Source organism: Flavobacterium denitrificans DSM 15936, from assembly GCF_000425445.1.
GTDB classification, from domain to species: Bacteria; Bacteroidota; Bacteroidia; order Flavobacteriales; family Flavobacteriaceae; genus Flavobacterium; species Flavobacterium denitrificans.
Genome location: NZ_KE384377.1, coordinates 265,249 through 286,682 on the forward strand (window position 1 = coordinate 265,249; position 21,434 = coordinate 286,682).

The following is a 21,434-nucleotide window of genomic DNA, read 5'->3' on the forward strand; positions in this document are numbered from 1 at the left end:
TACATCTAAACTCAAGAAATGGGTATTGTCTTAAACCAATCTTTTAAAAATACAATTATAACCTATATTGGTTTCGCAATTGGAGCCATTAACACACTTTACTTGTATCCAGTTTTTTTGGGTGCAACTTATTATGCATTAACAAATTATATTACATCGGCCGCAAATGTTATTATGCCTTTGTTTGCTATTGGAATGCAGAATACGTTGGTCAAGTTTTATTCGCAGTATGATACAGAAGAAAAACGTGAACAATTTTTATCCTTTACTGCTTTATTCCCTATTTTGATGTGTATTCCATTGGGAATTATCGGAATCTTCTTCTTTGATGATATCACCGCTTTTGTTTCCAAAGAAAATCCTGTGGTAAAAGAATTTATGTATTTAATTCCGTTTATAGGGATTTGTATGGCCTATTTTGAGATTTTCTATGCTTGGGCGAGAGTTCATATGCATTCTGTTTTTGGTAATTTTATTAAAGAAGTTGGTTTGAGGTTGCTTTCGACAGTTGCATTGATTGGTTTGTATTTTAAATGGATTTCACTTGTTGGATTTGTGTATATAACAGCTGGAATCTACTTTTTTGCATTTTTGATCACGATGTTTTATGCGTTTTATATCAAAAGACCAAATTTCCAAATTACGATTCCAGAAAACGTAAAAGCGGTTATGGAATATACATTTTACATTATCTTGTCAGGAAGCGTTGCCAATTTGCTTTTAGATGGAGACAAGCTGATGCTGAATCAGTACATGAAAATTGAGAATATCGCTTATTATTCTGTTGCGACATATATTGCTTTGGTAATTTCGGTTCCGAGCCGTGCTATGCATCAAATTGTATATCCAATTACTGCAAAATTGATGCACGAAAACAAGCACGACGAATTAAATTCCCTTTATAAAAAAACCTCTATCAACTTGCAAATGGTAGGCGGATTTGTAATGTTGTGCATATTTGTAAATATACACCAGCTTTACGAATTGGTTCCCAAAGAGTATAGTGGCGGAATCTCGGTAGTATTCATGATTGGATTATCAAAATATTTTGACTTGATTTTAGGTAACAATAATGCGATTATTTTTAATACTAAATATTACCGAATGGTATTGTATTTAGGTTTGATGCTTGTCGTTTTGACTGTAATCTTAAATATGATTTTTATTCCGATTTTTGGAATTTTCGGATCTGCTTTTGCTACTTTATTGTCTATCACACTATATAGCTTGGCAAAATTGCTTTTTGTTGTTAAAAAGCTTCATTTGTATCCTTTTACAAAAGAAACCATCTATTCGGCGTTATTGACATTTGCTTTATTCTTGTTATTTTATTTTTGGGAATTTCCATTTTTTCAGTTAATCAGTATTGCTTTAAAATCAATTTTAGTAACTATTTTGTATGTGTATCTGAATTACAAATTCAATATTTCCCCTGAAATCAATAAGGTAATTGATTCTATTTTCAAAAAAATAGGAATCAAAATTTAATTTTCAAATAAAGACATCCTATGCCCCTTTAGCCAGTATAATTAATAATTACTGACTTTTTTATCCATATCTGTTGTATTTGATTTTAAGAAATTGAGATAACATAAAAAAAATGAAAATTTTAAAGTGCTTTAATATTTGAAATATATTAGTTAAGATATTGATAGTTAGTGGTTAACTTTTAAATTTTAACAGTGTTTTACTTTGCAGTTAATTTTATTAAAACTAACTTTAGCTAAGAATTCAGCAATACTTTGTTAAGATTGACGAAAGATATCAGTCATAAAACAATAAAATTCAGTGTTGCGATGTTCTATTGAGATTGAAATGCTTTTCAGGTACTGAAAAGTGTTAAGTAGTTGTATTAGTATAAATTAATATTTCAAATTAATTAATGATTATGAAAGGCAATCCACTTAGTCAAGAACAAAGTTTACAAGTATTTTCCAACATGATCTCAAACAAAGTTCATAATGGATTTACTCTAGAAGAGAGAAATGATGAATTGCTTTTTGCAGTACTTTCAAAAGGCGGAAAAGCAGTAAATCATGGTTTGAATTTTATTATTTTTTGCTTGACTTTAGGATTGTGGTCGTTTGCATGGCTATATCTTACTTTAGAAGCTTCAAAGCAGAAAAAAATATTAGTTGCCATCGATGAAGATGGTGTTCCTTTTGAAGAAAGATGTTTAGTCGCTTAGTTGTGCTATAGGCTTTATGCCATAAGTTATAAGCAGAAGTAACTTAAAAAAAAACAGCCATTAAAATGGCTGTTTTTTTATACCTAAATACGAAAACTAAAAAAACTTAGTCCGATCTATCGGGATGGTAGCTTAGTGTCTCATAAGCTCTTTTAAAGCTTGTCTTTTAAATAAATTCCTGTTACCGATTTTTTTACTTTTGCAATATCTTCCGGAGTTCCAGTTGCTAATAAATGACCTCCATTTTCACCACCTTCAGGGCCGAGATCAATAATCCAGTCGGCGCATTTGATTAGGTCTAGATTATGCTCAATCACAATTATAGAATGTCCTTTTTCTATCAAAGCATCAAACGAAGCTAATAATTTTTTGATATCATGAAAATGAAGTCCAGTTGTTGGCTCATCAAATACAAATAAAGCTTTGTCTTTTGTCGCACCTTTTACCAAAAACGAAGCGAGTTTGATGCGTTGTGCCTCACCACCAGAAAGAGTAGAAGAAGATTGCCCCAATTGAACATATCCTAAACCAACATCCTGTAGAGGTTGCAATTTTTGAGTGATTTTAGGTTGTTTGTTTTTTTCAAAAAATGCAATGGCATCATCAATAGTCATGGTCAGAATATCGTTGATGTTTTGATTGTCAAAAGTAACTTCCAAAATCTCCTTTTTGAATCTTTTTCCGCCACAAGTTTCGCATGGTAAAGAAACATCGGCCATGAAGACCATTTCAACGTTTATCGAGCCTTCTCCTTTGCAAGTTTCACAACGGCCTCCGTCAACATTAAAAGAGAAATGTTTGGCCTGATAGCCTCTTATTTTCGATAGTTTTTCTTTTGCATACAAATCGCGAATGTCATCATACGCTTTAATGTAAGTTACAGGATTTGATCGTGAACTTCTTCCAATCGGATTTTGATCGACGTATTCAATATGTTTGATTTGAGAGAAAGAGCCTTTTATTTCACTGAATTGACCCGCTTTTTCAGAAGCGCTTTCAAGTTTTTTCTGCATGGCAGGAAATAAGATTTTCTTGATCAAAGTACTTTTTCCACTTCCAGAAACTCCTGTAACAACAGTTAAAACATCCAGTGGGAAAGTAACATCAATATTCTTCAGATTGTTTTCTCTAGCGCCAATTATATCAATATGATTTTTGAATTTTCGTCTTCTTTTTGGAACCGAAATTTCTAGATCACCGTTTAAATATTTTGAAGTAAGCGAATCTGATTTAAGGATTTCAGGATAAGTGCCTTGAGCTACCAGTTTTCCTCCAAAAGTTCCCGCTTCGGGACCAATATCAATAATCATATCGGCCGCTTTCATGATATCTTCATCATGTTCAACAACTATTACGGTGTTTCCTAAATCACGTAGCGAAAGCAAAACTTTAATCAGTCGCTCAGAATCTTTTGGATGAAGGCCTATACTTGGTTCATCTAAAATATACATAGAACCAACCAAGCTGCTTCCTAACGAAGTTGCAAGATTAATACGTTGCGATTCTCCACCGGAAAGTGTAGACGAATTTCGGTTTAGAGTCAAATAATCCAAACCAACTTCTGTCAAAAATGACAAACGATTGTTGATTTCGACCATCAAACGTTTTGCTATTTGCGCTTCATAGACGTTTAAATCAATATTTTTGAAAAAAGTAACCAAATGTCTAATCGGTAGATCGACTAATTCAGAAACTGTTTTGCCATTGATTTTTACATATGAAGCTTCTTCGCGAAGACGTTTTCCGCGACAGGCGTGGCATTTTGTTTTTCCGCGGTAACGTGACAACATTACGCGATTTTGTATCTTATAATTCTTTTCTTCCAATTCTCGGAAGAAATCATTTAATCCTTGAAAATACTGATTTCCTTTCCAAATCAAATCTTTTTGCTCTTCAGTTAATTGGAAATAAGGCTTATGAATTGGAAAATCAAACTTGTACGCATGTTTTACAAATTCATCTTTATACCAACTCATACTTTCGCCGCGCCATGGATAAATTGCGCTTTCAAAAACAGATAGAGAAGTATTTGGAACTACTAAATCGGCATCAATTCCTATTATATTTCCGTAACCTTCACAAACCGGACAAGCGCCGTATGGGTTGTTAAAACTGAATAAATGAACATTTGGCTCTAAGAAAGTAATGCCATCTAATTCAAAATTATTTGAATATGAAAAACGTTTTTCTGTACCTAATTCCTGTAGAAAACAAATTCCTTTTCCTTCAAAAAAAGCAGTTTGTACCGCATCTGCAAGTCGATTGTAGAATTCTTCTTCCTCTTTGACAACAATCCTGTCAATAATCAACAAAATATCTTTATTGTCCAGTGAATGCATTTCAGAAGCTGTAAAATCATCCAGACGAACCATTTCGTTGTCAACTAGAATACGCGCAAAACCTTGTTGTAAAAGTACTTTAAGTTTGTCTTCAAGCTGTCGCCCTTCTTCTAAATGAATGGGAGCCAATAAAAGCCATTTACTGTCGATTTCTAGTGTTTTTACATCAGAAATAACATCAGTTACGGTGTTTTTTTTGACTTCTTGTCCTGAAACTGGAGAAAAAGTACGGCCAATTCTGGCATATAAAAGTTTGATATAATCGTAGATTTCTGTAGATGTTCCAACAGTAGAGCGGGCGTTGGTGGTGTTTACCTTTTGCTCAATTGCAATCGCCGGCGCTATACCTTTAATATATTCAACTTTTGGTTTATCCAAACGTCCCAAAAATTGACGTGCGTATGACGATAAACTTTCGACATAACGACGCTGCCCTTCAGCATATAAAGTGTCAAATGCCAAACTGGATTTGCCTGATCCTGAAAGCCCTGTAATCACCACAAGTTTGTTTCGCGGAATCGCAACATCTACATTTTTTAAATTATGTACTTGTGCACCTTTTATGATGATATTTTGCTTTGGGTCGAGTGTAGAAAGATCAATTTGCATAAAAAAAGTCAATTTTTACAAAAGTAATCAATTCTTTGGAGAGTTTTGTTAAGGTTATTGTTCCAAATCTTAACAGAATTACCATATTAGATCTTGGAAATTAGATATTGAAATAATGGCGCAAATTGATCATGATTCGTTTCCCGTGGTTGAAACCACGGGCTATATTTGAATATATTTGAGAAATGCTTTGAAAACATAGCCTGCGGTTTCAACCGCAGGGACACCGTGGATGATTACAACGCGTTTCCCGTAATTGAAACCACGGTCTATATTTGAATATGATTAGGAAAAGTTTGGAAAACATAGCCTGCGGTTTTAACTGTAGGAACGCAATATATGATTGTAATTTTGAAAAAAGCATTGTTTCAATAGTAAAATATCCTATTTTAGAACTGTTTTTATAATAAATTAATACTTTACTGGAATTGAAGACAAAACTTTCTGCCCTTTTTCTTTTAATGAGTTTATTCTCGTTTGCACAAGAGTTTCCTCCAATTGTAAAATATTCGGCTTCAGTTTATGGCGCTGGAAATCAAAGTTGGATGATTTCGCAAGATGATGAGAACTATTTGTATTTTGCAAATAATGACGGACTTTTGGAATATAATGGTACAAATTGGCAATTGTATCCGGCGCCAAACGAAACGATTCTACGTTCTGTAAAAGTGATTGGAAATAAGATTTATACTGGAACATATATGAATTTTGGCTATTGGACTAGAAAATCGGATGGGAAGCTAAAATATACTTCATTAAGTGACAAGATAAAAGGAAAGATTCTCGACGATGAGCAATTTTGGAACATATTAAAGTATGATCAATGGATTTTGTTTCAGTCGTTAAACCGCATTTATATTTACGATACAAAGACGGGACAATTCAAAATAATCGCTCCGAAAAATGGTGTTGTAAAATCATTTGCTCCAAAAAATGCAATTTATTTTCAGACTTCGAAGGAAGGCCTTTTTGAAATTGAAAGTGGCAAAGCCAAATTGGTTTCAGACCATCCAATTCTTAAAAAATTTACAATTGCCAATATTTTTACAACCGATGAAGGACTGTTGCTTCAAACACAGCTCGACGGAATGTATAAACTTGTTGGGAATACTTTAACGCGTTTTGTTACCGATGTTGATTCAGAATTAAAATCGAGTTTTGTTTACAGCAGTCAGCGTCTTCAAGATGGAAGTTTTGCTTTAGGAACGGTTTCAAATGGAATTTTTATTTTGTCAGATAAAGGAAAATTAAAATATCATCTTTCGCAAAGCAAAGGTTTGAGCAATAATACGGCTTTGTCGCTTTTTGAAGATAAAGATCAAAATTTATGGGCTGGACTTGACAACGGAATTAATTGTATCAATATGCAGTCACCCGTTCATAGTTTCACAGATGATTCGGGGGTTTTGGGAACCGTTTACGCGTCAGCGGTTTATAAGGGTATTTTATACATTGGGACAAATCAAGGGCTTTTTTGCAGAGCGCTTCAAAGCAACAGTGATTTTAAATTCATAAATGGAACAAAAGGGCAGGTTTGGTCACTTTTTGTATATGAGGACACGTTATTTTGCGGACATGATTCAGGAACTTTTGTAGTGACAAATGATACGGCTAGAAGTATTTTTTCGGCTTCCGGAACTTGGAAGTTTGAGCCTTCTCCAAATAATAAAAATTTATTGCTCCAAGGAAATTATTACGGAATTTCGGTTTTAGAGAAAATCAATAATCAGTGGGTATTTCGAAATAAAATTCAAGGATTCGATTATTCTTCGCGCTATTTTGAAATTGCAAACCGTTCAGAAATTTATATAAGCCACGAATACAAAGGGATTTTCAGATTAAACCTGGACAATTCATTACAAAAAACGGATGGTTTTTACACCTATAAATCACCTAAAAATGGTACGCGTGCAAGTTTGACCAAATTCAATAGTGCAATTTATTACGCTTACAAAGACGGAATTTTCAAGTTGAATTCTAAAACGAAACAATTTGAAAAAGACGCTCTTTTGAGTTCAATTTTTGAAAAAGACGAATATACTTCAGGCAAATTAATTACAGATAAATCGAATAAAATTTGGCTTTTCTCTAAAAATTATATCCATTATTTCTCGGCGAGCAAACTCAGCAATCAGTTAAAACAAAACGTAATCCCAATTCCGGCATCTTTGACCAATTCAATGCTTGGATATGAAAATATTACTCAAATTTCTAAAGCAACTTATTTAATAGGTACAACAGATGGTTATTATACCTTAAATATTGATGATCTGGTTTTTAAGAATTATAAAGTTTACATCACGGATATTGCCATAAATAAGCAAAATGAAGTTTTGAAAGATGTTGCCATTGAAGAAGAAGGAAGTTTTCATTCGAATGACAATAATATCACATTAAATTATACGGTTCCGGAATACAATAAATACATCAATACAGAATATCAATATTTATTGGAAGGTTTTCAGAATGAATGGAGCGAGTGGAGTACAAAAGCGACGGTGAATTTCAAAAATCTGTCTCCAGGAAAATATACGTTTAAGGTTAGAGCAAAGTACGCCAATACCATTCTTGAAAATACTGCAGTATATACTTTTGTAGTTTTGAAACCTTGGTATTTAACCAATCTAGCTGTTTTTATTTATTTTCTTCTGATGTTGGCAATCGCTTATTTTATTAATAAAGCGTACCGAAATTATTATCAGAAGCAAAAAGAAAAATTAATTGAAGAAAATAATCTTTTGCTGGAAATAAAAGAATTGGAAAATGAACAGCAATTGATGAAGCTCAGAAACGAACAGCTTTCACAAGATGTTGATATGAAGAGCAGAGAATTGGCAGTTTCTACAATGAGCTTGAACAGCAAAAATGAATTGCTTGCTTTTATTAAAGAAGATTTGCAAAAAACGGGTGAAGGCAAAAACATCAAATCGGTTATTAGTACGATTAACAAAAATATTACCGAAGAAGATTCTTGGAATGTTTTCAAAGAAGCTTTTGATAACGCCGACAAAGATTTCTTAAAACGTATCAAACAACTTCATCCTTTATTGACTCCAAATGATCTTCGTTTGTGTGCTTATCTTCGATTAAATCTTTCTTCAAAAGAGATTGCGCCATTGTTTAATATTTCGGTTCGAAGTGTTGAAATTAAAAGATACCGTTTGCGCAAAAAAATGGATTTACAGCACGAAAACGGTTTAGTTGAATATATTTTGGCTGTATAGTAAAATAAAAATCGGCTCAAAAAAACTATACATTACCACAACATTATGATTTTGTTGGGTTTTTGTAAGGCAAATGTTAAAGAAATTAACATTCGTAATTATTAGCTTTTTCGAGTTCTATTTTACGATATCCTAAAATTACTAACAGTTTTTTTATGATGTATGTTTTTTGTTGAGGTTAAATTTATCGGATTCCTAATTGGAACGAATAAATTTATCTTTCAATAAAAACTAACTAATTATGAAATCGAAATTGTTACTAATTGTACTATCGTTGTGCACATCATTTGCCTTTGCGCAATCAATTGATGTAAGCGGGACGGTAGTAGATGGGTCAGGATTATCATTGCCTGGCGTGAATGTAAAAGTTAAAAGTTCGTCGCAAAGTACAACCACAGACTTTGACGGATCTTTTAAGTTAACCGGAGTTCCAAAAGGAACTTCAATTATCTTTAGTTATATAGGTTACAGAACGCAAGAAATTGCAGTAACTGGAACCAAAATGACTGTAAAAATGGCCGATGACGCAAAATCACTCGAAGAAGTTGTGGTTATTGGTTACGGTACTCAGAAAAAAAGAGAAATTACCGGAGCAGTATCTGTCGTTGACAGCAAAACATTGGACATCTTGAAACCAGCAAGAATTGAACAAGCTTTGCAAGGAACAGTTTCTGGGGTTAATGTAACCACACAGTCGGGAGCGCCGGGAGCAGGATTGGATATTCGTATTCGTGGTATCGCTACAAACGGACAAAATTCGCCAACAACAATCATTGACGGCTATGTGGGTGATTTTAGTTTGTTGAATCCAAATGACATTGAAACGATTACAGTTTTAAAAGATGCTCAAGCCGCTATTTATGGAACAATTGGAGCAAACGGAATTATTTTGGTGACAACCAAAATGGGAAAAAAGAATTCTAAAACTAAAGTTTCTTTCAATAGTTATGGAGGATTTCAGGAAACCTCTCGAAAACTTCCAACTTTAAACGCAACAGAATATGCGCTTTTATTAAATGAAAGTTATGCAAATGGAGGAAGAACAATTCCTTATCCAAATGTGAGCGGACTAGGAAAAGGTACAAACTGGCAAGATGAAGTTTTCCAGATGGCACCTATTATTAATAATGATTTGACTATTTCTGGAGGTTCAGATAATATTACATACTCTGTCAGTGGATCGCATTTGGATCAAGAAGGTATTGTTGGAGGCGACAAATCAGGTTATTTAAGAAATACGGCAAGACTTGGTTTAAGCGCTGATCTTAGCAGTAAGATTAAAATGAGAACCAATGTGATTTATACCTATTTTACTAGAAAAACATTAAATGAAAATGGTCTTGGATCTGTATTGTTTAATGCATTGAATGTTCCAGCAACATTAAGTCCTTATAATGCAGATGGCAGCTTTACGCTAGTGCCAAATACAACAGGATTAGGAAATGAAATTATCAATCCGCTGGCACAAATCGAAAATTCTTATAATAAATATAATTATAAAAAACTGAACGGAAACTTTGCTTTGGATTATAAAATTTTCAAAGGATTTACTTTGTCAAGTGCAATTGGTTTTAATACTTCAAACAGTGAAGGAAAAGATTTCGCAAAACAAATTAGTTACGGCGGAAAAGTTTTTGATGTTCAAAGAAGTTCAGTAACGCAAAGGGCTGTAAATGATAATAATTATTCATTTGACCTTTTTGGAACTTATACAACAAAAATTGCCGATGCACATAATATTACAGGAACTGTAGGTACAACAATTTTTAAGGAATGGGGTAACGGACTTACAGCAACGGGTTATGATGTTCCAAATAATTCTTGGCAGTTTGCCGATATTTCTTTGACAAAAGGAATTTCAGAAACATTGACAAACAGTTCTTATAATTATGATCAAAGAAGATTGTCTTATTATGCAAGACTTCAATATGACTATAAAGAGAAATATTTGCTTTCTGGAATGGCACGTCGAGATTATTCTACCAAATTTGGGCCAGGAAATAAGATTGGACATTTCTATTCTGTTACGGGTGGATGGATTATTTCGAAAGAAGATTTTTTTGGAGAATCTAAGTTTATCAATTTCTTAAAACTGAGAGGTAGTTACGGAACGTTAGGAAATGACCAAATTCCGAACTATGGTTATTTAGGACTTTTAAACGGTGAAGCCACATATGTTTTTGATGGTACAATCGTAAACGGAAGCGCTACAGGACAGGTTCCGAATCCAAATTTAAAATGGGAGGAAGCACAAAAATTCGATGTTGGTTTGGATATGAAAATCTTAAACGACAAAGTTTACATCGTTGCAGATTATTTTAGTGATATCAGAAAAGATCTTTTAGTGCCAAATATTCCAGTTTCTGGAATCAACGGAACAGGTGCTCCAGGAGCTAGCGCACCAACTTTAAACGCTGGATCTGTTAAAAATTCAGGTTTTGAACTCGCAATTGATTATAAAGATAAATTCTCAGATAATTTTAATTTCAGCGTAGGTTATAATGTTACAATCCTAAAAAATGTTGTACAAGAAGTAAATAACGGTACAGGATTTATTGAAGGAGGCGCTTTTGGTGTTGGTCAGCCTGCACCTTCACGCATGGAAGTTGGAAAACCAATGGGATATTTCTACGGATATAAAACCGACGGAATTTTCCAAAATCAAGCAGAAATCGATGCTCATCCATCACAAATTGCTTTAGGAGCAAATGCAGTTCCTGGTGATCTTCGTTTTGTTGACGTAAATGGCGATGGCAAAATCGATACAAATGACAAAACAAATATTGGCGATCCAATTGCAGATGCTACAATGGGTTTCAATATTCAAATGAATTATAAAAATGTAGATTTTGCAATGTACACTTTTGCTTCTGTAGGGAATGACATGGTTCGTAATTACGAAAGAACACTTTCTGATGCTAATCGTTTGAATTATGTTTTAGACAGATGGACAGGCGAGGGATCAACAAATTCAACGCCTAGAGTAACAACGGGAGCAACAGCAAACAATGTCTTTTCTGATTATTTTGTAGAAGATGCTTCTTACTTCAGAATCCAAAATATTCAATTAGGATATTCTCTAAGTCCAAATGTGGCTCAAAAAGCAGGGCTTACAAAATTAAGACTTTACGTTGGGGTAAATAATTTATACACATTTACAAAGTATAAAGGTTTTGATCCGGGCGCTTCATTTGGTCCGGGTAATCGTGATAATGTTTCTCAGTCTCCCATTGGTGCTGGAATCGATTACGGTTTCTATCCAATTCCGAGAACCTATTTAATGGGGCTTAACCTTAATTTTTAATTTCAATTAAAATGAAAAAATATTTATATACAACCGTTATAACGCTTACTCTGTTTTCGACTTTAAGCATTTCTTGTTCGGATGAGTTCGTAGATCCTACACCAGAATATTCAATTGATTCTGAAAACTATTTTAATTCAAAAGAAGATTATGATCAAGCATTAGTTGCAGCTTATGATTTATTGCAAGCTTCATATGCAAATGTCATACTAGGAGAAATTGCTTCAGACAACACGCTATGTGGCGGAGAAAGCCCAACAGACGTAATTGGATGGCAACAAATAGATGACATGATTCATACTCCAGTAAACAGTAATTTAAGAGATATCTGGAATTGGATGTTTGCAGGTGTTCAAAGAGCTAATTATATCCTTGAATTTAAAGATAAGACTGATTTTCCAGGAAAAACACAAGTTATAGCCGAAGCACGTTTTTTAAGAGCATACTACCAGTTTGAGTTAGTGAAATGGTTTGGTGGTATACCAATGAAAGGCGATGCGAGGTTTAAAATTGGAGATGAAAAAACAATCCCGCGTTCAAGTAAGGAAGAAGTTTATGCTTCGATCGAAGCCGATTTGACTTTTGCGGCTGCTAATTTATCTCCAATTGCTTCTCAAAAAGGGCGCATTACAAAAGGTGCTGCTTTCGCACTTCTTGGAAAAGCTTATTTATATGAGGGCAAATTCGCTCAAGCGGCAACTGCGTTAGAAAATGTAATTACATCAGGGAAATATTCTTTGGTTACCGATTATAATTCAATTTTTGAAATGGACGGAGAAAACGGAGCCGAATCTGTTTTTGAGGTGCAATATACAGATATTGAAGGAGCAGGATTTGGATGTCTTCAGTGTAGTGAAGGTAACGTTGCAGTAGGATTTAGCGGTGTCAGAAATTTTTCTGGGCCACTTTTTTCTTCTGGTTTCAGTTTTAATGTTCCAACAAAAGAAGGAGCCGATGCTTTTGAAGCTGGTGACAAACGTAAAGATGTTGCGATTTTAGATATTGCTGCTTTTGCTGCTGCAAATTCTAATTATGATGGAGGAAAAGGCGTGAGCTACGGAAAAGGAAATGAAGACACTGGATATTTCAACAGAAAATACCTTCCAAGAAAAAGAAGCACAGCAGCCGCAGGAGATTTGAATTTAACAAACCCAAACAACTACAGAGCTATTCGCTATGCAGATGTTTTATTGATGGCAGCCGAAGCTTATAGCCGCGCAGGAAACAATGATGCAAAAGCAAGAGAATATTTAAATCAAGTAAGACGTCGCGCTTTTGGAGATAACAATCATGATATCACCGCTTCAGGACAAGCTTTGACCGATTTTATTTATGCTGAAAGAAGAGTGGAACTTTTTGGTGAAGGACATCGTTTCTTTGACTTGGTAAGAACTGGAAAAGCTGTTGGAAAAATTCCTGGTTTTACAGCTAATAAAAACGAATTATTCCCGCTTCCAATTGAAGAAATTCAATTCGCAAACGGAAACTGGCAACAAAATCCTGGATACTAAAAAATACAATTATGAAAAAAATATATTTAATATTAAATCTATTCGTTTTGGCAACCCTGATTGGTTGCGCAAACGATGAGGCTCTTGATGTTGATTTAGATAGCGTTGCTGCGCCGTCTAATGTATCAGCATTGACAACAGTGACGCAGGATAATACTGGAAAAGTAACTTTTATTCCGACGGGAGAAGGTGCAACGCAGTATAAAATCAGTTTTGGTGACGGAACTCCTGAATCAGCTTATATTCCTTCAGGTGGCACTTTGACTCATACTTATAAAGAAGGGACATATAAATCGAAAATTACAGCGATGAATGTGAACGGAAAAACAACCGAAGTAACACATGATGTTGTAGTTTCATTTAGAGCTCCAGAAAATTTAGTAGTTGAAATTACAAACGATTTATCAGTATCCAAAAAAGTAACGGTAAAAGCAAGTGCAGATTTTGCCTTGTTTTATGATGTTTATTTTGGAGAAGCTGGAAAACCAGATCCAATTTCGGCAAACAATGGCGAATCGGTTTCTTATACATATAAAGAAGCTGGCGTTTATACTGTTCGTGTTGTTTCTAAAAGTGCGGCAATAAAAACAACAGAATATACAGCTCAGGTTACTGCAAAACTGGTTGTAGCACCTTCAGCATCGGCGCCAACACCTCCAAACAGACAGCCAGCTGATGTTATTTCGATTTATGGTACGAAATACACTAATGTTGCAGGAACAAACTATTTCCCAGATTGGGGGCAAGCAGGACAAGGAAGCAGCTGGGCAGAGTTTGATTTAAACGGTGATAAAATGCTGAATTATATTAAATTAAGCTACCAAGGAATTGCATTGGCAGACAATGTAACGATAGATGTTTCAAAAATGGAATACCTGCACATGGATGTATGGACAGCAGATGCACAAAAAATTGAGACTTCATTGATTCAGACTGGACCTTCAGAAAAACCTGTAGTGAAAGATCTTACTGCCAATCAATGGACAAGTATTGATATTCCAATTTCAGCATGGACAAGCCAAGGTTTAACAGTGGATAAAATTTTCCAATTGAAACTTGTTGGAACGCCATGGGCTGGAGGAACTGTGTTTATCGATAATATCTATTTCTACAAAGCACCTGCAGAATCAATCGCATTGCCTATTGATTTTGAATCGGCAAACTTAACCTATTCTTGGGGCGGTTTTGGAAATGTTATCGCTTCAATGACCGCAAATCCAGATAAAACTGGAGCAAACGTATCAGACAAAGTAGTAAAATTAGAGAAAAAATCTGGCGCAGAAACTTGGGCTGGAGCAAGCTTAAACCTTGACGCTTCACCAGATTTTTCAAAAGGTACAAAAGTAAAAGTAGCGGTTTGGTCTCCTAAAGTTGGTGCTGATATTTTGTACAAAATGGAACTTTCAACTTCTCCAAAAGATGGAAACGGAAATCCAAGCGTTAATTTTGAAGTACATGCTTCGACAACAGTGGCAAATGCTTGGCAAATTTTGACTTTTGACCTAACAAGTGCGGCAAGTTTTGATGCCAGCATCAAATACGACAGAGTAATTTTATTCCCAGATTTTGGACAAACAGGAACTGGAGCGACCTATTACTTTGACGACATAAAACAATCCAATTAAAATAAGAAATCATGAACAAAAAAATAATTTTAAAAATAGCATCTTTATTTGCGATTCTCTTAATGATGGGTTGTCAAAATGATGATTTTACTTTTGGATCAATTGATTCTCCAACGAATCTGAAGGTTACGGCCGAGGTTATTGGTAAAACAACCGCCGATCCAAATGGAGATGGTTCAGGAACAGTTAAATTTACGGCAAAAGCTGATGGCGCAATTTCATATAAATATGTTTATAGTGATGGAACATCTGATAATGCGCCAAACGGAGTAATTACAAAACGTTTTACAAAAACTGGAGTTAATACTTATACAGTAACGGTAATTGCTTCTGGAAAAGGAGGAGTGAGTACTACGACAACAACAGATGTAACGGTGAAAAGCGATTTTAGCGATGACGAAGCAGTACAATTTTTAACTGGAGGGACTTCAAAAAAATGGTATTGGTCGGCTTCAGAAGCAGGACATTTAGGAGTTGGTCAAAATGACGGAGATGCTACTAAAAATTACTATGGTAACTATTATCAGGCTGGAGCTTGGGAAAAAGCAGGTTCACCAACAAGCAGCTGTTTATATGAAAATGAACTGACATTCTCACTTGAAGGCGATCAGCTTAAATTTCAGTTAAACAATGGAGGAGCAACTTTCTTTAATGCTGCTTTCGAAAGTGTAGGAGGAGGAAGCTCAGGTTCTGATGCATGCTTGCCATATGATACATCTGGGAAAAAAACGGTTTCATTAAGCCCTTCTGAATCTGTTGTAATGCAGAATCCAAATCATGCTAGCCAAACAAGAGGAACAATGTTGAACTTCTCTGATGGTGGATTTATGGGGTACTATATCGGTCAAAGTTCATACGAGATTTTGTCGATTACAGCAAACAGAATGGTTGTTAGAGCTGTTATGGGCGGTAATGCCGCATTGGCTTGGTATCATATTTTCACGACTACAAAACCAACTCAGAATTCAACAACACCAGATAAAGATTATACTAATTTAGTGTGGTCAGATGAATTTAATACTGATGGAGCTCCAGATGCTTCAAAATGGGTTTATGATTTAGGACGTGGCGATAATGGATGGGGAAATAATGAAAAACAGAATTATACGAATTCGGCAACAAATGTAATTGTACAAGGAGGAAACTTGAAAATTACAGCCAAAAAAGAATCTTCTGGCGGAGCTGATTATTCTTCAGCCAGATTGAAATCTGAAGGTAAATATAAATTTACGTATGGAAAAGTTGAGGTTCGTGCTAAACTTCCAATAGGTGGAGGAACTTGGCCTGCCATTTGGATGCTTGGTTCAAATTATGCAACAAATGCATGGCCGGCTTGTGGAGAATTAGATATTATGGAGCATGTTGGAAACAGCCAGAATGTAATTCATGGAACGCTTCATTATCCTGGACATTTTGGCGGAACTGCAAATACAGGTTCTAAAACAATTGCAAATGTTTCTACAGAATTCCATATTTATAAAACGGTCTGGAGTCCTGAAGCTATAAAAATTTATGTAGATAATGAGTTAATTCATTCGGTTCCTAATGATGCGAGTTTGCCTTTCAACAAAGACTTTTTCTTAATTTTGAATGTTGCTATGGGAGGTAATTTTGGCGGTAATATTGATCCAGCTTTTACGCAGTCTTCAATGGAGATTGATTACGTTAGAGTATATCAATAGATTATAAATTAATTAGTAAGAATGAAATGAGAAGGTCAGTTTAGGCTGGCCTTCTCAATTTTTATAATTTTAATAGAAAACTATGAAAAAGATAATAATGCTGCTGTTGATAAGCGGTGCTTGTTTTGCTCAGGAAGTTAAGAGAAAACTTGTTTGGGAAGAAACTTTCGATAAAAAAGAATTAAATGAAAAAGATTGGAATTTTGAAGTTGGTGATGGATGTCCCAATCTTTGTGGATTTGGAAACAATGAAAGACAAATTTATACCAAAACAAATCACGAATTTAAAGATGGAAATTTAGTTATAGAAGCCAGAAAAGAAGGCAGCAAATACACATCGACTAAAATTACAACTAAAGGGAAAAAGGAATTCAAATACGGCCGAATTGAAGCAAGAGCAAAATTGCCAGTGGGTCAAGGAATTTGGCCAGCATTCTGGATGTTAGGAGCAAATATTGATGAAATCCATTGGCCCAAAGCTGGAGAAATTGATATTCTAGAATACATTGGGCGTGATCCAGGAATGGTATATACGACACTGCACACACAAGACAGCCACGGAAATACAATAAATACAAAAAGAACTCCTTATCCTAATATTGAAGAAGGATATCACGTATTTGCAATTGAATGGACAAAAGAAAAAATGGACTTTTTTGTAGACAAAACTTTGGTTTATACTTTCAATCCTCCAGTTAAAAATGAAGATACTTGGCCTTTTGACAAACCTTTTTATATTATTGTCAATTTAGCTGTTGGCGGAAATTTTGGAGGTCCAGAAGTTGATGATAAAATTTTTCCGCAAAAATATTATGTAGATTACGTACGCGTATACCAATAGTTTTTGTTCGAAAAAAAGACATAAATTACTTTTAACTCTCTTATTGTAAGTAATTTATGTCTTTTTATCAATAGAGCTGAATTGTTGATTTAACGGTCTTTTACAGTAAAAATTAACTTATGTGCCTATTTTTTAAGTTTTTATTGTTAATTATTCTGTGTTTTATTTGCTTTTTAAAATAATAATTTGTTAAATTTGGTCACTTAATTAACATAACCAATAAAAAAGAGAAGCCTATACAATAAAATTACTTTTTAGAAAATTACTCCAAATTAAAAACTAAAAAAGTAGTATTATGGCTCATCTGCACATTCCAGACGCTCTGTTAGTGAAAAATTATATCGATGGCAATGAAGTTGCGCTATCGACATTAATTAAAAGGCACGAATCTAAAATATATGGTTTTATATATTCGAAGATTGCTGATAGAGATATTTCAAATGATATATTTCAAGATACTTTTATTAAGGTAATCAAAACCTTGAAAAGTAATTCCTATAATGAAGAAGGCAAATTCTTGCCTTGGGTAATGCGTATATCTCACAATTTGATTGTAGATCATTTTCGCAAAACCAAAAAAATGCCAATGTATAGAGAAACAGAAGAATTCTCAATCTTCTCAGTAATGTCTGATGATTCTCTGACTGTTGAGGGCAAAATGATCTTGGATCAAGTTGAAATTGATCTAAAAAGACTAATTGAAGAACTTCCAGATGATCAAAAAGAAGTTCTGGTAATGCGTATGTATCAAGATATGAGTTTTAAGGAAATCTCAGAGTTGACAGACGTTAGCATCAATACAGCATTAGGAAGAATGCGTTATGCATTAATGAATTTGAGAAAAATAATAGAAAAACATCAAATTATTTTAACCAGCTAATACTAATTTGAGTATTAACCCGTTATACTATGTATAAACATTTCAATAGTATGGCAAAAATTTACTCTAAAAAAGCGTTAGCTTCTAAAAATTTAAAACCTAAAAAAGAAGTAGTTTCTTTTTTACTAAGCTATTCACAGGCATTGACTGTCGTGAAAATAGATGACAAAAATTTCGATATTATAGCTAATTAAGTAATTGGCATTTTGCCGAATACTATATAGCTAAAGAAAAACCAAATGGTCGTTTTGGTTTAAAGCTCACTATCTGTATCTAAAATACTGACAGTGAGTTTTTTTTATGCTTTTTTTATCCTACAAGAATTATGAAATATTAGCTGTTTTAAAAAAATGTTAACTTTTTAATAAAAAAATAACGGGATTTTATTGCGTATTCACTTTTTAATTCTATTTTAGATAAAAAATTATATTCTTTTCAGAAAATGGTTCTAAATAATATTGTTTATAATGTAAATACTGTTAAAATTTAATTTTTTAAAAAGTGATTAATGAAAATGTCTAATTCAAAAAAAAATAGTAATATGATAAAAAACTACTCTAGCTAATTTTTCAGTTTGATAATTTTTGAATCCAATACACCGGATGTCAAAAAATACAATTTTGACCATTTTATGGGGCTAACCAACAAAATTGTTTAAAGAAAAAGAACCCAATCTATTTAACTATCAAACTTGATCTACAATGAAAATGAAATTAATGATTTTATCAATAGTATTGATAAATATTGGGGCGTATGCCCAAAAAGCACAGATAAAAGATGCGCAATCTCTTTTTGATAAAGGAAATTCACAAGAAGCTTTGGCAATTTTGAATAAGACCGAATATCTTATCATAAACGCACCTGATGAGGATAAATCTGATTTTTATTTTTTGAAAGGAAATGTATATAAGGATTTAGCCGGCAAAAATATTGATGCAGCAAACAACTTCAGCCTTGCATCACAAGCGTACCAAGATGTATTTTTATTTGAAAATGAATCTGGAAAATTCAAATATACTGTAAAAGCAGGGATAGCTTTGAAAGACATGAAGTCTTCTTTGGTTAATGGCGCTATGGCCGATTTCAAAGCCGGTAAATTTAAGGAAAGTGCTGAAAAAAGCTACAAAGTATATTTGTTTGACAAAAAGGACACGCTTAATTTATATAATGCAGCTTCGTCGTCTATAAATGCTAAAGACTATAATTCAGCAATTAAATATTACGAAGAACTGAAGAAAAAGAATTATTCAGGAAGTGGCGTTATTTATTATGCTACAAACAAAAAAACAAAAGAAGAAGACGCGTTCCTATCGCCAAAAGCAAGACAAGCAGGAATTGATCAAGGGCTTTATGAAAAACCAAGAACTGAATCTGTTCCTTCAAAAAGAATTGATGTCAATAATAATTTAGCATATTCTTACATGGAGAACAAGGATTATGTTAAAGCAGAAGCGATCTATAATTATGTTTTAGAAATGAATCCAAATTATATTGATGCTTACATCAATCTTGCGTATTTGAAATTACAGCAAAAAAAGGCTTTAGCTGATGAAATTGCAAATTTAGGAACGACTCCAAAAGAAATGCAACAGTATGATAAGCTAAATGCAAGAAAAGATGATATCGCTAGAAGCGCAATTCCATATCTTAAAAAAGCACTTACTATAGAACCTAAAAACCAAGATGTAACAAAAACACTTTTAGGCGTTTACAGATCTCTTGATATGACAAACGAATACAATGCTTTGAAAGCGGGAATGTAAATAAAATTAGATAATTAGAAAATGTGAAAATTAGATAATGAGTTTACGATTAACCATCATTATCTAATTTTCACATTATCAAATTGGCACATTATCAAATTGGCACATTAATAAAATAAAAAAAGGCGCAAAGATTTAATCTTTGCACCTTTTTTTATTTTATTGCTTTTGTCATTTCTTCAATAATCGATTTTTTTCCAATCGTTTTTGTGATGATGTCTTTTTCTAAACTCCATCCTCTTGCGGGCGAATATTCACGTCCATACCAAATAATTTGAAGGTGTAAATCATTCCATAATGCTCTCGGGAATAATCGTTTAGCGTCTTTTTCAGTCTGTGCAACATTTTTTCCGTTCGAAAGATTCCAGCGGTACATCAATCTGTGAATGTGTGTATCCACGGGAAAAGCAGGAACACCAAAAGCCTGAGACATAACAACACTCGCCGTTTTGTGTCCAACAGCAGGCAAAGCTTCAAGCGCTTCAAAACTCTGAGGTACTTCGCCATTATGTTTTTCGATCAAAATTTCAGATAAGCCATGAATTCCTTTTGATTTCATTGGTGAAAGTCCACACGGACGAATAATTTCCTTGATTTCTTCAATAGACATTTTTACCATATCAAATGGATTGTCGGCTTTTGCAAACAACAAAGGCGTAATTTGGTTCACTCGCACATCAGTACATTGCGCTGAAAGCAATACGGCAATTAATAAAGTATAAGGATCTTTGTGGTCTAGCGGGACAGGTATAGTAGGGTAAAGTTCTTTTAAGGTGTCGATAACAAATTGTACGCGAGCTTCTTTATTCATTTCCGTATTTTTAATGTTGTAAAAATAATGAATTATAAGTTATGAGTTAGAAGTTGCAAGTTATAAGTTATCTTTGTGTATAATCTAAAATCAACAATCTGAAATCTGAAATAAAAAGATATGACAACATTAAAAGCAGGCGATAAAGCGCCAAACTTTACAGGGATAGACCAAGACGGAAAAACACATAAACTGGCAGATTACGCCGGAAAAAAATTAGTAGTTTTCTTTTATCCAAAAGCAAGCACGCCGGGCTGTACAGCTGAAGCGTGTGATTTAAGAGATAATTTTCATCGTTTTCAAGCCAATAATTATGAGCTTCTTGGAGTAAGCGCTGACAGTCAAAAAGCGCAAGTAAAATTCAAAGAAAAATACGAATTGCCATTTCCTTTATTGGCTGATGAAGACAAATCAGTAATCAATGCTTTTGGGGTTTGGGGGCCAAAGAAATTCATGGGTAGAGAATACGACGGAATTCATAGAACTACTTTCGTAATCAACAAAAACGGAATTATCGATGAGGTAATCGAAAAAGTAAAAACAAAAGAACACGCAGAGCAGATTTTGAAATAGTTTTTTTGTTTCAGGTTTCAAGTTTCAAGTTTCAAGTTTCAGGTTTCAGGTTGTCTTCTGGGACGTGAATTTTACCGCTAAGAT

Annotated in this window: 14 protein-coding genes; 12 read left to right on the plus strand and 2 right to left on the minus strand. The window is 33.9% G+C overall.

Annotated elements, in window-relative coordinates; genetic code table 11:
- Window positions 1-18 precede the first annotated feature (18 nt).
- Window positions 19-1,488 carry a lipopolysaccharide biosynthesis protein gene (locus tag H600_RS0112980; RefSeq protein WP_026729184.1) on the plus strand — a complete coding sequence of 490 codons (1,470 nt, stop codon included), beginning with the start codon at window positions 19-21 and terminating at the stop codon, window positions 1,486-1,488.
- Window positions 1,489-1,888: 400 nt separating this feature from the next.
- Window positions 1,889-2,188, plus strand: a complete 300-nt coding sequence (locus H600_RS0112985; RefSeq protein WP_026729185.1) for a hypothetical protein — start codon at window positions 1,889-1,891, stop codon at window positions 2,186-2,188.
- A 152-nt stretch (window positions 2,189-2,340) separates the two neighbouring features.
- Here H600_RS0112985 and uvrA read toward each other — a convergent pair whose 3' ends face one another.
- Window positions 2,341-5,136 carry an excinuclease ABC subunit UvrA gene (gene uvrA, locus H600_RS0112990; protein WP_026729186.1) on the minus strand — a complete coding sequence of 932 codons (2,796 nt, stop codon included), beginning with the start codon at window positions 5,134-5,136 and terminating at the stop codon, window positions 2,341-2,343.
- A 428-nt stretch (window positions 5,137-5,564) separates the two neighbouring features.
- Here uvrA and H600_RS0113000 point away from each other — a divergent pair, with 428 nt between their 5' ends.
- From H600_RS0113000 to H600_RS0113040, 9 genes are all read left to right on the plus strand, one after another.
- Window positions 5,565-8,360, plus strand: a complete 2,796-nt coding sequence (locus H600_RS0113000) for a helix-turn-helix and ligand-binding sensor domain-containing protein (RefSeq protein ID WP_026729187.1) — start codon at window positions 5,565-5,567, stop codon at window positions 8,358-8,360.
- Between the two features lie 241 nt (window positions 8,361-8,601).
- Entirely contained in the window at window positions 8,602-11,664 is a 3,063-nt protein-coding gene (locus tag H600_RS0113005; RefSeq protein WP_026729188.1) for a SusC/RagA family TonB-linked outer membrane protein, read from the plus strand.
- 11 nt (window positions 11,665-11,675) lie between these two features.
- Window positions 11,676-13,175, plus strand: coding sequence for a RagB/SusD family nutrient uptake outer membrane protein (locus H600_RS0113010; protein ID WP_026729189.1), 1,500 nt, complete (start codon window positions 11,676-11,678; stop codon window positions 13,173-13,175).
- Between the two features lie 11 nt (window positions 13,176-13,186).
- Entirely contained in the window at window positions 13,187-14,800 is a 1,614-nt protein-coding gene (locus H600_RS0113015; RefSeq protein ID WP_026729190.1) for a PKD domain-containing protein, read from the plus strand.
- Between the two features lie 11 nt (window positions 14,801-14,811).
- A complete protein-coding gene (locus H600_RS0113020; RefSeq protein WP_026729191.1) occupies window positions 14,812-16,482 on the plus strand; it encodes a glycoside hydrolase family 16 protein in 1,671 nt (556 codons plus the stop codon).
- An 82-nt stretch (window positions 16,483-16,564) separates the two neighbouring features.
- The gene (locus H600_RS0113025) at window positions 16,565-17,323 is read left to right on the plus strand and encodes a glycoside hydrolase family 16 protein (RefSeq protein WP_026729192.1); all 759 of its coding nucleotides are present in this window, start codon (window positions 16,565-16,567) and stop codon (window positions 17,321-17,323) included.
- Window positions 17,324-17,618: 295 nt separating this feature from the next.
- On the plus strand, window positions 17,619-18,203 hold the full coding sequence (locus H600_RS0113030) for an RNA polymerase sigma factor (protein ID WP_026729193.1): 585 nt from the start codon (window positions 17,619-17,621) through the stop codon (window positions 18,201-18,203).
- A gap of 50 nt (window positions 18,204-18,253) precedes the next feature.
- On the plus strand, window positions 18,254-18,397 hold the full coding sequence (locus tag H600_RS23045; protein ID WP_167330304.1) for a hypothetical protein: 144 nt from the start codon (window positions 18,254-18,256) through the stop codon (window positions 18,395-18,397).
- Window positions 18,398-18,904: 507 nt separating this feature from the next.
- Complete coding sequence (locus H600_RS0113040) at window positions 18,905-19,966, plus strand: hypothetical protein (RefSeq protein WP_026729194.1); 1,062 nt, start codon at window positions 18,905-18,907, stop codon at window positions 19,964-19,966.
- Window positions 19,967-20,120: 154 nt separating this feature from the next.
- On the opposite strand, the gene H600_RS0113045 is transcribed toward H600_RS0113040, so the two are convergent.
- Window positions 20,121-20,777 carry an endonuclease III domain-containing protein gene (locus H600_RS0113045; RefSeq protein ID WP_026729195.1) on the minus strand — a complete coding sequence of 219 codons (657 nt, stop codon included), beginning with the start codon at window positions 20,775-20,777 and terminating at the stop codon, window positions 20,121-20,123.
- 120 nt (window positions 20,778-20,897) lie between these two features.
- Here H600_RS0113045 and bcp point away from each other — a divergent pair, with 120 nt between their 5' ends.
- Window positions 20,898-21,350 (plus strand): thioredoxin-dependent thiol peroxidase, encoded by a 453-nt coding sequence (gene bcp / locus H600_RS0113050; RefSeq protein WP_026729196.1) that lies wholly within the window; start codon window positions 20,898-20,900, stop codon window positions 21,348-21,350.
- Window positions 21,351-21,434 lie beyond the last annotated feature (84 nt).